14 protein-coding genes and 1 tRNA gene are annotated in these 14,317 nt (G+C 41.6%); 6 read left to right on the plus strand and 9 right to left on the minus strand.

What is annotated here, in order from left to right; translation table 11 throughout:
• Nucleotides 1-16: 16 nt before the first annotated feature.
• The gene (locus V7L20_RS24275; RefSeq protein ID WP_334746519.1) at nt 17-856 is read left to right on the plus strand and encodes a polysaccharide deacetylase family protein; all 840 of its coding nucleotides are present in this window, start codon (nt 17-19) and stop codon (nt 854-856) included.
• A 97-nt stretch (nt 857-953) separates the two neighbouring features.
• Here the strand turns inward: V7L20_RS24275 and V7L20_RS24280 are convergent, their stop codons facing one another.
• From V7L20_RS24280 to V7L20_RS24290, 3 genes are all read right to left on the minus strand, one after another.
• Entirely contained in the window at nt 954-1,343 is a 390-nt protein-coding gene (locus V7L20_RS24280) for an alr0857 family protein (RefSeq protein ID WP_334746520.1), read from the minus strand.
• Nucleotides 1,344-1,359: 16 nt separating this feature from the next.
• Nucleotides 1,360-1,866, minus strand: coding sequence for an HNH endonuclease (locus V7L20_RS24285; protein ID WP_334746659.1), 507 nt, complete (start codon nt 1,864-1,866; stop codon nt 1,360-1,362).
• A gap of 114 nt (nt 1,867-1,980) precedes the next feature.
• Nucleotides 1,981-2,220, minus strand: coding sequence for a hypothetical protein (locus tag V7L20_RS24290; RefSeq protein ID WP_442943621.1), 240 nt, complete (start codon nt 2,218-2,220; stop codon nt 1,981-1,983).
• Nucleotides 2,221-2,303: 83 nt separating this feature from the next.
• On the opposite strand from V7L20_RS24290, the gene V7L20_RS24295 reads away from it, so the two are divergent.
• The 3 genes from V7L20_RS24295 (at nt 2,304) to V7L20_RS24305 (ending at nt 5,799) form a co-directional block, all read left to right on the plus strand.
• The gene (locus tag V7L20_RS24295) at nt 2,304-2,639 is read left to right on the plus strand and encodes a hypothetical protein (protein ID WP_334746522.1); all 336 of its coding nucleotides are present in this window, start codon (nt 2,304-2,306) and stop codon (nt 2,637-2,639) included.
• Between the two features lie 524 nt (nt 2,640-3,163).
• The gene (locus V7L20_RS24300) at nt 3,164-5,185 is read left to right on the plus strand and encodes a sensor histidine kinase (protein WP_334746523.1); all 2,022 of its coding nucleotides are present in this window, start codon (nt 3,164-3,166) and stop codon (nt 5,183-5,185) included.
• 8 nt (nt 5,186-5,193) lie between these two features.
• Nucleotides 5,194-5,799 carry an SRPBCC family protein gene (locus V7L20_RS24305; RefSeq protein ID WP_334746524.1) on the plus strand — a complete coding sequence of 202 codons (606 nt, stop codon included), beginning with the start codon at nt 5,194-5,196 and terminating at the stop codon, nt 5,797-5,799.
• Nucleotides 5,800-5,888: 89 nt separating this feature from the next.
• Here V7L20_RS24305 and V7L20_RS24310 read toward each other — a convergent pair.
• Nucleotides 5,889-5,961: transfer RNA gene (locus V7L20_RS24310), tRNA-Glu, on the minus strand.
• A gap of 323 nt (nt 5,962-6,284) precedes the next feature.
• Between V7L20_RS24310 and V7L20_RS24315 the strand changes: the two genes are divergently transcribed.
• A complete protein-coding gene (locus V7L20_RS24315; protein WP_334746525.1) occupies nt 6,285-8,195 on the plus strand; it encodes a cation:proton antiporter in 1,911 nt (636 codons plus the stop codon).
• A 114-nt stretch (nt 8,196-8,309) separates the two neighbouring features.
• Here V7L20_RS24315 and V7L20_RS24320 read toward each other — a convergent pair whose 3' ends face one another.
• Entirely contained in the window at nt 8,310-8,969 is a 660-nt protein-coding gene (locus V7L20_RS24320; protein ID WP_334746526.1) for a cytochrome b N-terminal domain-containing protein, read from the minus strand.
• Between the two features lie 100 nt (nt 8,970-9,069).
• On the minus strand, nt 9,070-9,765 hold the full coding sequence (locus V7L20_RS24325) for an esterase/lipase family protein (protein ID WP_334746527.1): 696 nt from the start codon (nt 9,763-9,765) through the stop codon (nt 9,070-9,072).
• A 749-nt stretch (nt 9,766-10,514) separates the two neighbouring features.
• Here V7L20_RS24325 and V7L20_RS24330 point away from each other — a divergent pair.
• Nucleotides 10,515-12,200, plus strand: coding sequence for a hypothetical protein (locus V7L20_RS24330; protein WP_334746528.1), 1,686 nt, complete (start codon nt 10,515-10,517; stop codon nt 12,198-12,200).
• Nucleotides 12,201-12,404: 204 nt separating this feature from the next.
• Here V7L20_RS24330 and petJ read toward each other — a convergent pair whose 3' ends face one another.
• From petJ to psbV, 3 genes are all read right to left on the minus strand, one after another.
• Entirely contained in the window at nt 12,405-12,749 is a 345-nt protein-coding gene (gene petJ / locus V7L20_RS24335; protein ID WP_334746529.1) for a cytochrome c6 PetJ, read from the minus strand.
• Between the two features lie 254 nt (nt 12,750-13,003).
• Nucleotides 13,004-13,423: a plastocyanin gene (gene petE, locus V7L20_RS24340; protein WP_334746530.1), complete on the minus strand. Its 420-nt coding sequence runs from the start codon at nt 13,421-13,423 to the stop codon at nt 13,004-13,006.
• A 376-nt stretch (nt 13,424-13,799) separates the two neighbouring features.
• On the minus strand, nt 13,800-14,291 hold the full coding sequence (psbV, locus tag V7L20_RS24345; RefSeq protein WP_334746531.1) for a photosystem II cytochrome c-550: 492 nt from the start codon (nt 14,289-14,291) through the stop codon (nt 13,800-13,802).
• Nucleotides 14,292-14,317 lie beyond the last annotated feature (26 nt).

Below are 14,317 nucleotides of genomic sequence, written 5' to 3' on the forward strand. Positions count from 1 at the left end.
GCCTGAAAAGCCTGACGTGACAAACAACTACCTCAAGCGACAACAGATAATTAGTTTTGTCGCGATCGCCTATACGATTACAGCTTGTAGTATCACCCCACAATTGGGGTTGAACAAGCCTTTAAGCAAAATCCATACTGCACAAGTTCAAGCTTATCCAGCAAAAGGCCACATTAATGCCCAACTACTGCCATCAGCCAAAGTAGAAAACCCTACGTTTACAGTCCCAGCTAAATTTCAGAGAAAAACAGTTTATCAGGTGCATCCCAAGAACAACGAGAAGGTTATTGCTCTAAGCATTGATGATGGGCCCTGGCCGAAGACAACCCTAGAAATGCTGGATATTCTGAAGCAAAATGATGTTAAGGCAACATTCTTTTGGGTAGGACAAGCCTTGCAAGCAAATCCCAACCTAGCCAAGCGTGAGGTAGCCCAGGGATACGCCATTGGCAACCATACTTGGCATCATTGGTATCGACGAATGGATGAAGCCACAGCCAAGAGTGAAATTGATCGCACAGCCGATCTGATATACAAAACTACAGGAGTCAAAACTGCACTGTTTCGTCCTCCTGGAGGCTTTTTAAACAACGGACTAGCCGCTTACGCCAAAAGCCAAAAAGATGCTGTTATTATGTGGTCGTTAACCTCAGCTGATACCGATCCTCACGCCAAACCACAAGCATTTGTAAATAATGTCCTGAAAGGCGCGAAACCAGGTTCTATTGTTTTGATGCATGACGGTGGTGGCGATCGCCAAAGAACTGTACAAGCTTTGCCACAAATCATCAGCGGACTCAAACAGCAAGGCTACCGATTTGTGACAATTCCCGAATTGTTAAAAATGGCGCAATAAACGGGGAGAAATATTACTCCCCGAATTTTAGATTTTAAATTTTGGATTTTAGATTGAATAATCCAAAATCCAAAATTGATTCACCCTACTATTTCGTTTATTCGCTCATGACAGAAGCACAAGCTTGAGATTCTTGCCAGAGTTTATGCAAAAAGAACTCAGCGCGATCGCTCATAGTGGTGAAAAACACACCTACAGCATCCTTAGAACTATCTAATAGCCAAGAACCGCGCAGGGTGACTTCCATATATTCGGCATCGCAAGCACAAAGGGCAATGATTTCTCTGTCATCTCTTTTTACCTCAGCCTTAAGCACTTCTACTCCTGGCAAATCAACAGGAAGCAAAAAGGAAGCGGTACTGGGTTCAATGCATAAACTTTGCCCAACTCGCAGGGCTAAAATCACTCGCTGTGCTACCCATTCTTCTAGCGACAGAGTGAGACATTCTAAATCAAAACTGCTTTCAGTATAAGTTAATTTCAGCATTCCTTATGCTCTCCTGTTATTCCAGGCTTCCTTGCATATCTATCCAAAACTGTTCAGCAAAAGAAATCGCCGGGTGGATTGGTGCTTTTGGCTTGGTACGCACTTGCATACCAGCTTCAAACAGGGTGCGATCGCCTTTTCGGGAGTTACATCTCTCACAAGCTGTGACTACGTTATCCCAAGTGTGAGAACCGCCTCTTGATCGCGGCATCACATGATCTAGCGTTAGATGTTTGCCGCTACCGCAGTATTGGCAAGTGTGATGATCTCGTCGCAACACTTCCCGCCGATTCACTGGCGGAACTTTCCACATCCGCTCATTAGAAGCAACTGTTAAGCGAATGTGTTTTGGCACATCAATTACCAAACTGGGTGAGTGAACTTGCCATCCGCCATCTGTGCTAAAACCCAGAGGTTGAGCTTTGTCTGTTAGTAACAGCACAATCGCCCGCTTGATATTGATCCGACACAGTGGCAAGTAATTTTGAGAAAACACCACCACAGATTGCTCTAACACTTGCATTGCGTTCGCGCCGCGCATTGAAGATATCGTCACAGCTTAACTCCTTATAAAAAAACCCCCGCTTCAAGTTTTCGGTGAAGCGGGGGTTAAAATTGACCGGAAAATTTTCTGGTCTCATATCGGTACAGTATTCCTTTGTCTGTACCCCCCCGTTCCTTCATCTAGTTCTGGTTTTGCAATCAGCGCACTAATGCTGAGATGTCTAAAATCATAATTACCCTCTGTGATTTGCCCATGATTTCGGCTACCATCGCCCATAAATAAATACTCCACTTCCATAGCAGCCGATTCCCAACCGGTTCGGCAATTGATGGCGCACAAAATTGAAGTAAAGATGGGGTAAATGGATTTCACAGAAAATTTCACCTATTGAATATCGCTTTAAACATACTACACTTGTATTACTATCTTGTCTATACCTTTAAGGAGAAATAGTGATGCATACCATCGCTCGCACCCCAACCACCGATATGGAAGTTACCAGCATCCGCCTAGAGCGCGAACTCAAAGATAAGCTCAAAGAAATAGCTGGCAATCAGGGATATCAAGCTTTAATCCGAGATATCCTTTGGAATTATGTACAGCAAAAATCAGGTGAATGGAAGCCTCGATTTTCCCGAACCGACATTCGAGCTAGCATCGCTGCCACAGCTCACCAAGAAGAACGCTGTGTACTAACAGGTCAACTAATTCAACCCCAAGAACCAATGTTGTTAGGGCTGACCAGGAATGGCGATATGGTTCCTCTGAGTGTCGAGAGTTTGGCTGGATAGTTTTATATTCAAGCAATGCAGCTCAGTTATTTTTGCTAAATAATTGGGCTGCATTCAGAATTTAGCTTTATTTTATCTAATAAATAAAACTTATTCTTAATAATTTTCAGACAAAAATAAAAATAAAATTTTACAAAATCTTTAAAATAGATCCAGTGTTTTTACGGTTATGGCAGGGGGATTTTCCTAAGATTCCAGAGAAATTACGGTTTATGTATACTTACAGACAGGATATTGTAAGTCAAAATTAGTTAATTATCTCAATATAAAGAAGATAAAGCAGCCAAAAATAATCAGGCTGAGTCATTTTAGAATATTCTAAGTATCTCACTACCTATGTAGCAATTTGCTTAATATAACGAGAACTTGGCCATCTCCCATAGAAAAGGGCTATAACAGGTGAGAGAAAGTATTCATACAAGATTTGTGAATTATCAAGGTAGAGCAACACAACTAACGGTGAAGAATATGCCAATCGGTTGGGTGCAAAAACAATGGAGTTATTATCCGAGGGCGTGCCAAGAATGAAAAAGCCTTTATCATCGCCGCCACATTATGTAGATGACATAGATCGACTACAACCTTATCAAGTCAAGCTGATGCAGCATCAGGAAGAACCTGTCCACAAGTTGGTACAAAAGATTAACCAAATCATTGCCAATAGTTCAGCTACAGCATTGATGCTGCAAGATATTGCCCAATTGCTAGGAGTTGTCTTTCAAGTAGATTGTTGCTGCTTGGTTTCAGTAACGGGTGAGGTATCCGATGAAGCGACTACTAGTAATTGGTGTGCTGATGAGTATCTAGCATTACCACACCCAGAAGAGATGTTTTCGATGGAACAGTTGCTGATGCACTCGCCAGTGCTGCAATGTGCTGCTGAACCATTGACTATTGAAGATATTTCCATCATTCAGAACAGTCTGGTAATTGGGTGTCAATATTTGCCACTACCGATAAAAGCAGTTTTGGCAATTCCCACCCGATTTGGTGGCAATAATAACGGTGTGATTAGTCTGATCAAATTCCAGCCCTATGATTGGAGTGAATCAGAAAAACAACTCTTAAAAGAGGTGGAGTCGGCTTGTGCGATCGCTTTTTCTCGCGTAGCACAAGCCCAGCTAATTGCTCATCAACAACAGTATCTGCAAAAGAGCAAGCAGTATCAAAGCTTGATCAAGCAACTAACTTTACTGAGTCGTAGCAACTTGGAGCTGAATCAAATGCTCCAGTTAGTTATCGCCTCTACAGCCGAATCTCTACAGGCAGATCGGGGTTTGCTTATACTACTAAAATATACAGACCCATTATTTAGGACTCAAGCTAAAAAACAAATTCCTAAAGCGAAAGCTAGAGTGGCTGGTGAATGGGCTAAGGAAACACAAATTTATCGCACTACTAAACCAGATACCTTAGAAGATCAGTCTTTCTTGCTTTCGGAGTGTGGTTTATGCCAGCGTGCCTTCATAGATTCTGCAAAACCAGTAATCTTCAATAATTACACAGAGCAAAAAGACATTTCATCAGCTGCTCCATTATTTGCAATAGAGCAATTGCCTGCGGTCTTATTAGTGCCATTAGAGAGTCAAGGTAAAATCTTAGGATTCTTGGTGCTACAGCAAGCTGTTACTCGCTGTTGGCAAGCAGCAGAATTAAATCTTGTAGAACTGGTTTGTGCTCAAGTAAGTAATGCCATAATTCAGTCACAGACATTGCGCCAAGTCCAAACTTTGGTAGATGAGCGAACGGCGAAACTACAGAGTAGTCTGGAACTCCAGGCAAAATTGCATGAAAGAACCCGACAATATGTTGAGCAGCTGCGGAAACTCAATGAACTCAAAGATGAATTTATGAGCAACATGAGCGATCGCTTGCGCTATCCTTTGACAAACATGCTGATGTCAATTCGGAACTTACGTTTGCCAGGAATTGCGCCAGAGCGTCAGGTTCGATATATGGATATCCTAGAGCAGGAATGTACAAAAGAAATTAACTTGATTAATGACTTATTAACACTCCAGAAACTAGAGTCGCCTCACGAAGCTCCGCAATTAGAATCTATAGATTTAAATACTAAAATTCAGAATATAGCAGCATCTTTCGAGAAAAAACTCGCAGAGAAGGGATTAAAGATTTCTGTAAATTTACCAGAGGAATCGCTAAAACTGCAAACTGAACTGGAGAGTTTTGACCGTATCCTGCAAGAATTGTTAACAAATGCCTGTAAATACTCACAGCATGATACAATAGTCTGCCTTGAAGCCTATCACCAAGTCGATCACCAAATTGATCAAGTTATCATAAAGGTGACGAATACAGGACGTGGCATCTCTCAAGAGGAAGCGACCTACATCTTTGACAAGTTCCGTCGCGGAAAAGGGCGCTGGAGTCCAGGAACTGGCTTGGGACTTGCTTTAGTCAAGTCTTTAGTGCAGCATTTGAATGGAGCGATCGCAGTTGAAAGTCTCCCAATTTTGGATTCTGAACACAGCGAAATTTGCTTCACCTTGACTCTGCCCCAATTTTCTGACGAAAGCAAACCATAATTCTGAAAGTGACTAAAAAACAGAACACAACAGAGAACCTTGATCTCCAGTCTGCTAGTGATGACATCAACCTCGAAGGGGATTTAACTGCTGATGCAGTTGTGGCAGTTAAGGTAGAAGTTCAAATTGAAAAAATTGCAGAGCGACAGCGACAAATCACTGCTAAAGTCCAAATTCCCCAACCAGTGGAACAAATCTGGAAGGTTCTGACAAATTATGAAGCTTTGCCTGACTTTCTTCCCAACCTTGCTAAGAGTCGTCTAATTGAGCATCCCAATGGTGGAATTAGACTCGAGCAAGTAGGCTCCCAGCGCTTATTGAATTTAAACTTTAGTGCGCGGGTAGTTCTGGATTTGGAAGAATACTTCCCCAAAGAAATTAACTTCCGTATGGTGGAGGGAGATTTTAAAGGCTTTTCTGGTAGCTGGTGCTTAGAGCCTTATTCCCTTGGTGAATGTATAGGAACAAATCTTTTTTACACAATTCAAGTTTGGCCTAAACTCACTATGCCAGTGGGAATCATTGAAAACCGCCTTAGTAAAGATTTGCGGTTAAATCTCCTGGCTATTCACCAACGTGTAGAAGAGTTAGCCAGCACAAAACATTACATATAGTTCAAGTATCATTCAGGCTTTTTCCTGAATGATAGTTTAATTTTGTAGATTTTTACTCAAAAACAGTTTTGCTTTTTATTGTTTTTCAGTACCCCCAGGGGAATTCGAATCCCCGTTACCTCCGTGAAAGGGAGGTGTCCTAGGCCTCTAGACGATGGGGGCATTGGACTCAGACCTTTTATAAGGTAACCAATTTCATAGCCTTTGTCAACAGCTTTTGCCAAAAAAAGTTTGTGGCGGCTAAACTGGGTGGAGGCAAAAACTTGAAGAGGATATAAAGATATGGAGACACCAAAAGAATTCTGTAGATGCTTTTGTGGCAAGGCGCAGGCTTTATCAGCATCCGCCACTGGGGATTTAAAGAGACGCTCAAATAGAAAAGCTAAATTCAGCAATGGACAAAGGGTATAATGTTGTACCGTGTAAAGTTAGTATCTACGGTTTTTTATTAAAGATTTTGAAATAAATCGCTCAAAATCTACAAAATGGAAGCATCTTTTGAAATTACCCTACAGATGGCGATCGCAGTCCTTGCAGGCATTAGCGCTCAAGTGCTGGCTGCATACTTTAGGATACCCAGCATCGTTTTGTTATTGCTGTTGGGCATCTTCTTTGGCTCTGATGGCATCGGACTGTTGCATCCCCATTTACTAGGCATTGGATTGGAAGTTATTGTTGCCCTAGCAACGGCAATCATTTTGTTTGAAGGCGGACTGAACTTGGATCTGCGCGAGTTAGGTAGAGTTTCAGTCAGCTTACAATTGCTCGTCACTCTAGGAACGCTGATCACATTGGTTGGTGGGAGTATGGCTGCTCACTGGCTGGGTGAATTCCCCTGGAAGATAGCTTTTCTCTATGCTTCCATCGTTGTGGTGACAGGTCCAACCGTCGTTGGCCCTTTGCTTAAACAAATTAATGTAGATCGGCAAGTATCAACACTCTTGGAAGGAGAAGGGGTAATAATAGACCCTGTAGGAGCTATCCTCGCCTTCGTCGTCCTGGATACGATTTTAAATGGCGATGCTGACCCTATTAATGCGATCGTCGGTTTGCTGATGCGCCTGGGTGTTGGTGCAGCAATTGGTGGTGCTGGCGGTTATCTGATGAGTTTGATTTTCAAACGCGCTAGTTTTCTGTCATTCGAGCTAAAAAACTTAGTGGTATTGGCGATACTTTGGAGCCTGTTTACCTTATCGCAAATGATCCGCAGTGAATCGGGAGTAATGACAACAGTAGTTGCAGGAGCAGTTTTTGCTAATTCGTCAGTCCCAGAAGAACGCCTGTTAAGGAGCTTTAAGGGTCAGCTGACAATTCTCAGCGTTTCGGTACTATTCATCTTATTAGCTGCTGATTTATCCATTGCCAGTGTGTTTGCTTTGGGTTGGGGTAGTTTATTCACTGTTTTGGTATTAATGTTTGTCGTTCGTCCTATTAATATCCTCTTGTGTACCTGGAACAGTGACTTAAACTGGCGACAAAAACTGTTTTTAAGCTGGGTTGCTCCGAGAGGAATTGTTGCTGCCTCCGTCGCTTCTTTTTTTGCGATTTCTCTGACACAGCGTGGCATTAACGGCGGTGATTCGATCAAAGCTTTAGTTTTCCTGACAATTATCATGACTGTTGTCTGCCAAGGGCTAACAGCTGGCTGGGTTGCTAAATGGTTGCAAATCACTTCTAAAGACGTAACTGGGGCAGTGATTGTGGGTTGTAATCCGTTAAGTCTTTTGATTGCCCGCTTCTTTCAAGAACGGGGAGAAAACGTGGTCATGATTGATACTGACCCCGAATGTCTTGTGCAAGCCGAGGCGCAAAATCTGCGGGTGATTGCTAGCAGTGGGCTAGATGCTGCTGTTTTGGAAGAGGCAGGACTTGGCTCTATAGGTACTTTTCTGGCTATGACTAGTAATGGCGAGGTGAATTTTGTTTTGGCTCAACGAGCAGCTGAGGAATTTAAGCCGCCGCGTGTCTTAGCTGTTTTCCCCCGCGATCCGCAAGCGAATACTTCGGCTAATAATAAAGTTAATCAAGCTTTTATCCCAGACTTAGCGATTAAAACTTGGAATGAATATTTGAATGATGGGCGCGTTAAGCTGGGGACAACAACGTTAGATGAGTTGGAGTTTTCTACTCAATGCGATCGCATCCAAGAAAAAATTCGGACTGGGGTATTGATACCGCTATTGTTAGAACGAGAAGACCGCTTACAGGTAATACCAGCTAACCAAGAATGGGAAATTGGCGATCGCATTATTTACCTGTTGCATGACCCTAGACCCAGCCTTTTAAAACGTTTATCTGGTGCTACCCAATCCACTCCCCTCTCTCTAGAAAAGTTACCAGAGGTTGAAGACCTATCTCTGGTTCAATTGTCCGCTAGTGAGGCTCCTGGGGGATGAGGCAGAGGGGCAGGGGAGAAATCAATTCAAAATTCAAAATTCAAAATTCAAAATTCAAAATCAAAATTTTTTAGAACTTCTACTCCCTACCTCCTGCCCCTTTTCCTCTCTTTATTAGCTTTGGGAAGGAATAAATTCGCTTTCTGGCGGTTGTTGCGAATTATCAATTTCTGGTCTTGGCGTTTTTTGATATATTTCCCATTCTTGCCACAGTAAAGCAGATAAATGCACTATGGCAAAAATTAGCGTCGCCACCGAAATCAGATAACTGTGAATTGTGTAAAGGTGTTGGATAGTAACTGTGTTAATGGCTCCACCGCCAGTTAGAATCTCGCGGAGTTGTCCACCAATAAAAGGAATGGCTTCGATGGTTCCTAGTTCAATGTTAAAACGCCAATATCCTTCCTGAGTCCAATCTAGGATCATAGCTGTCCAATTCAGCCCGATCGCACTTAAGGTTAACAAAATCCCGCTAATCCAAGCAGCCAGCCAACTCTTGCGAAATTGCCGACCTAAAAACATCACTACAATTTGAATCAAAGCGATCGCAATTACCGCGTTACCAGCAATATCATGCGCTCTCCAAAACAACCACCCGTATGGCAGTTGTGTATTAATTATCTTCAATGAGTTATAAGCTCCGCCTGCTGTCGGTTCATAGTAAAAAGACAACAAAACTCCGGTAGAGATATAAATTAAGCACAAAGTCAGAATTACGACTGATATTATCGTCGCTACTCGTCGCAAAATCCTATCGAACTGGGTGCTTTCCATAGCTCACCCCTCCTGTTCTTAACTAGGTATTTATTACTATTATTTTAGCTAAGAAATTTCAATAAATGTTGGTTGCATTACCCAAATAAAATATAGTTTTTTAAATCAAATATTGTACCCAAGCTTTTAAGGGTTCTGCTGAACCATACCAAATCCCAGGACTTCTTGGAGAATGCCTCACACCTTCAATCACCAGATTTTCTGCCCCTTGCAGGTGAGCAGCTTCAATGGGTGTGATTCCATCTCCCCAAGTGTTGCCTTTACCACAGGTTAATTGATAACTACTGTAAGCTAACCAGCTACCACGCCGTTTTTGGCCAAAGATAGTTTTGCCAGCCACACAAATGTAACGAACGTTTTTGTAAAAAGCTCCTGGGTAGTTATTGGTGACAAAATCTAGATTGGTGCGTGTCCAGCGTTCTTGACTAATATGAGGTGTACCCAAGGTAGTGAAAGTAGCAACCAGAGGATGCCCTTTCCACAGAGATGGTTTGACATTACCGCGTCCTAAATAAGGCTTTTCTCCCATGTAGATGCGGGATATCCAACCTCCTGCTGAGTGACCAATCAAGTTAATTTGAGTGGCATTATGTTGCTCTAATGTGTGCTTGATTGTAAGATCAAGTTGTTGCAGAATTGGCGTTACAGGTCTTCCTCCAATAGTGGGTAGCCAGTCATGCCGTCGCAGTGGTACTGTAATAGTCGGAAAATCTAACTGTTGTAGGGATTGTTCTAGTTGGCGGTAAGCGCCAGCGCTTTCTAAATATCCAGGTACAATAACTGTCGGTAACGGCATTTTAAAGTTTAGATGCAATGATTAATGAGGGTTTGAACTTTTTTGACGAAGAAGTAGTCAAAAGTTAGAATTGTGATCGCATGACTGAATCCTTTTACGGCTTATGTGAGTTGAAGGCTGAAACAACTTAATCTCGTTCATAAGGCTAGAGTTTACAATTGAAGCTAAAGCTGAAACCTTTGATATTGCTTGAGACTTTTTAATTCACATAAGGCGTCTTTAAAAAAATCCAAATAGCTCTGGTAGGTTTAGGTCTAAAATCTCAACAAAATTGTACAATTTGCAACAGATTTAGGGACTGTTGATGTGATAATATTTTCACATAGGGACTAGTATTATAGAAGTTAAGTGTGCCATCTGTTACAAAAGTGTAGTTGAGTGGGAAACAGTAGAAAAAACGAGGCAACTTCAAGAGATGTTGTTATCTGCTTAAACTTACGCTTTTACTTAAAGTTTAGAAATTATCCGAGAGATTAATTTTAACTGTGTGCGTCATAGCAATAAAAAAAGAAATCAAAAGTAGTAATTTTTCAAATATCTCTTTAGCAAGCTAGCTCAAATTAGAACACATGATACAGCGTTATTGATCAATTAAAAAATTGAATAAATGGCAATTTTAGCGTTTTTATTGCCAGGATATGAAGTTATTATTTTATTAGTAGAATGCATATCTCGCAATATCTTGCAAGATAGTCAAAAAGATAAAATCGCTAGTCAACTGCAACTGAGTAGAGTGAACGATAACAGCTATGTCTTACGTTTCCCTGTTTAAAAGTATACCAGAACTATTAAGCCAGCCAATTGGCATAGCAGCTATAGCTTCTCTTGGCATTCACGGTGCGATCGCCATGATTGTGCCATTGATGCCTATGGATTCTAGCAAACCCAAAGATACAGCATCATCAAAAACCGTCGGACTTTTGGAATTGAGCCAAGCGGATCAAAGCCGTTTGCCGCAAAGCACGCCCCAAATTGGTTTACAACAACTTCCTCCAATAGCGCCACTTTCTGCTCCGAACTTTAACGCTCAAACTCTATTGCCCCCAGTGGCACCAGCGCCATCCAGCCAGCTAATACTGCCTCCGCTACCCGCATCATCGAATAACTATCGAGTTTCCTCTTTGCCTACAAGGCAGTCTTTGCGGATGATTCCTAATAGTAGTTTGGGATTTGACGCCTCTAAATTTGATAGTTCTAAATTCACTACTATCCCTAAATTCTCTCGATCAGCTCCTAGTGTAAATGTCAGTGACACTAAATACGAAGCACCTAAGCCGTTGGCTGTAAATAGATTACCAGAATTGCAATCGCAGAAAATACCTGATAATAATCTGAAAAAACCATTGGCTGTAAATAGATTGCCACAATTGCAGTCGCAGCAAATACCTGATGAGATTCTGCAAAATGCCCAATCTCCAAACTTATCTGATACTAGCCTCATTACAACAGCACAGCGAAATGCAGCAATACCACAAATGGCGCAATCGGTTAATGATGCGTCTAGAATTGCTCAAAACCCGTTGATAAATTCTTTAAAACAAGCTCCAAGAGCTGGGGATAGTTTAACCCTAATTAGGGGAACCATGTCACAAGCACCTGATTTATCTGCCAAAGGAACTCAACTGGCGCTCGCACAGCTAGACTCCTACGCAAACCTGAGAAAGGAAGTCCAGCAACAATACCCCAACGCTGAACAAAAACCAGTCATCCGCCAAACATTACCCACGAAGAAGCCGAATCTTGAAGGTGCTGTTTTGGGTGTATTAGTGGTAGACCCTGATGGTAAGGTCTTAGACATCAAGTTTCAAGATAAGTTAGTTTCCCCGGAATTGAAATCAGAAGCAAGGGAATACTTTAATAAGCAATCCCCTAAGGGAGATAAACGGATCAGTTCCTATCCATTCAACTTGAGTTTCCAAAACAACATTAGCAACACTACTGGAACTACTCAATTATCTGCACCGGGAATCAATAACAATCAGCCTACCCTCAAACCATTTCCTGAACTGCGAATCAGAAATAACCAGCCTGCTTCCTCATCGACAGGTACTCTTAAACCATTAGCTGTACCAGGAGTTAATGGCAATCAGCCTGAGTTCTCACCAATAGCTGCTCCCAAACCATTATCTGAACTGCGAATCAGAAATAACCAGCCTGCGTCCTTACCAACAGGTACTCTTAAACCATTATCTGCAACGGGAGTCAATAGCAATCAACCTACGCCTTCACCAGCAGTTACTTCTAAACCATTCCCTGAACTGCAAATCAGAAATAACCAGCTTAGGCCTTCATCGGCGGCTACTATTTCAGAACCGTTAGTGCTGCCGAGAGTCAATAAGAGTCAGCCTACAGTCTCTGCTGAATCCGATGGAAAATTAGTAGAACAGTTACGCGAAGTGAAGGAAAAAAGAGAAAAGTTTAATCTAGAAAAATAATCACCAGATGGTTATTTTGGATTAAGAACATCTTAAAATATCATTTTTAGTAGTTGACGAACTAGCGATCGCTAGTTCGTCATATAGCGTTTATTGGTTGAGACAGAACGTTAGCCCAACCCGCTAAGAGCAAGCGAGGAGCTTGCTTTGAATTGTTAGTATACAAAGACACTTACACCATAAGAAACAGACGGTATAAATACTTTACCAGCCTTGTTCTGCATTCTGAAAAACGTAACTAGCTACATCCAGAATCTCTTCAGAACTTAATTTGCTCTTAAAAGCAGGCATGGCATTTTTACCATTTTGTACTTGGTGGATAATTGCCTCAATTGAGTCGCTATCATAATTTTCTAAGTACTTTAACAATGCTTCCTTTTTCAAGGTTTTCTGGCTAATAAGGATGTTACCACCACCTATATGGCAAGAAGCGCAGTTAGCCTCAAAAATTTTAGCACCATTGGATATTTCGGCAGCTAGTGCTGGACTAATGAATGTCAATTTGAATAGAGCGATCGCCAACAGTAGGATTAATAAAAGTATTCTCAACAGAATTTCCTCGCAACAAGCCTCCAGCAAGAGTATAAACGCGATTAATGCCTGATTAAGTCAAGTTTGATCAAAATTGGCGGTAACGAGTGTACCCCTCTATTACCACAAGTTACTTAGCGTCTTAGGGAAGGATAGGACTCGTTACCGCCATTTATTAATTGTGTGCGTCACTCTAGGAGTGTTTTGTGTTGCTATGGGCTAATTTCAGAGAAGGAAGCCCAGAAAATCATCTTGTGTTAATCAGGATGTTTCTAGCTCTGAACAGTGATTGTACCAACCATGCCAGCACCACGATGGGGTTCGCAGTAGAAGGTGTAGTCACCAGCAGGTGCGTCTGCGGGGAAGGTGGTTGTTTCCTTTTGACCAGGACTCATCAACAGCTTTTTCTGAGACAGAGATTTCGCTAAATCGGCGCTTTTAGTGGGGTTTTTGGCAGCATCAAACACAACATTATGGGGAGGAACTTTATTGTTTATCCATTCAATTGTATCACCTGGTTTAATTGTCAACTTTTTCGGTTCAAATGCCAGCATTCCTTTATCAGTGCCCAATTTCACCTCGTGGTTTTCAGCCGAAGCACTGGGAGTAAAAACAGCAAAGCTGCTAACAACTAAAAGGATTGTCAACAAAGCTAAACTAAGACGTCGCCAGCTTGCCGAAATCGATTTCATGGCTCTCTCCTAACAAACAATTTTTTTTCCTTTCTCATTTTAAATAAAATCAACACCAAAGTATGACAATATGTCATAGATACAATTTTTTTTTAACAATAGGGAGAAATTTATTGCAAAAAGCTGTGCAATCAGTAATCAATACTAGACTGCGATAGCCCAAAAAGCTTGTGAATAAAGGTAAATGGTAAAATAATAGATTTTATTTTTTCTTTAGGAATATTTTGACTTTTGAAAAATTTTTGTGGATCAACCAAGTAGATTTTGTGCGGCTGTGAAAACTAGGGAATGGGGAATAGGGAATAGGAAATAAATTTTGCCCTATACCCTATACCCTATGCCCTATGCCCAAATAATTCAGTACTAATTCCAGAATTTAGTAATATATTTTGCCGCCTCCCCACTTAGTACCGACGATTTTAGGTTGTAAGAGAATATGACCAGCGATCGCCTTCAAGTCTTCATCTGTCAGATTTCGCATTTCTGTGAAAATATCTGCGCTTTTGATACTGGGGTGTATTTCGGAAATCTCTTCTTCCCCGTCGTAAGTAGTGGGATTTTTCAAATAATCCACTAAGCCCTCAATGTTATTACGGTTTGGTGTTGCCAGTGCCAGGTCTTCTGGAGTGAGTCCAATGTTCTGGTTTACCTTGGTAACTCCCCCAGCATGACATTGGGCGCAAGCGTAATTAAATAAGCGTTTGCCTTCTTTGACTTGTTTAAGGCTGAGTACGGCAGTCTCACCTTGAGTATTTAATGGCACTGTTCGGGTAGCTTTGTCGAGTTCCACTGCTGTGGCGCTTCCGACAAGCAACTGAAACGAGAGTAAAACAGTAACCACAACAACGCCAATTAGTCTTCTAAACATGTTTCCCCTTAAAAATTTTAACGCTC

This window comes from Nostoc sp., assembly GCF_036916735.1.
Classification (GTDB): Bacteria; Cyanobacteriota; Cyanobacteriia; order Cyanobacteriales; family Nostocaceae; genus Nostoc.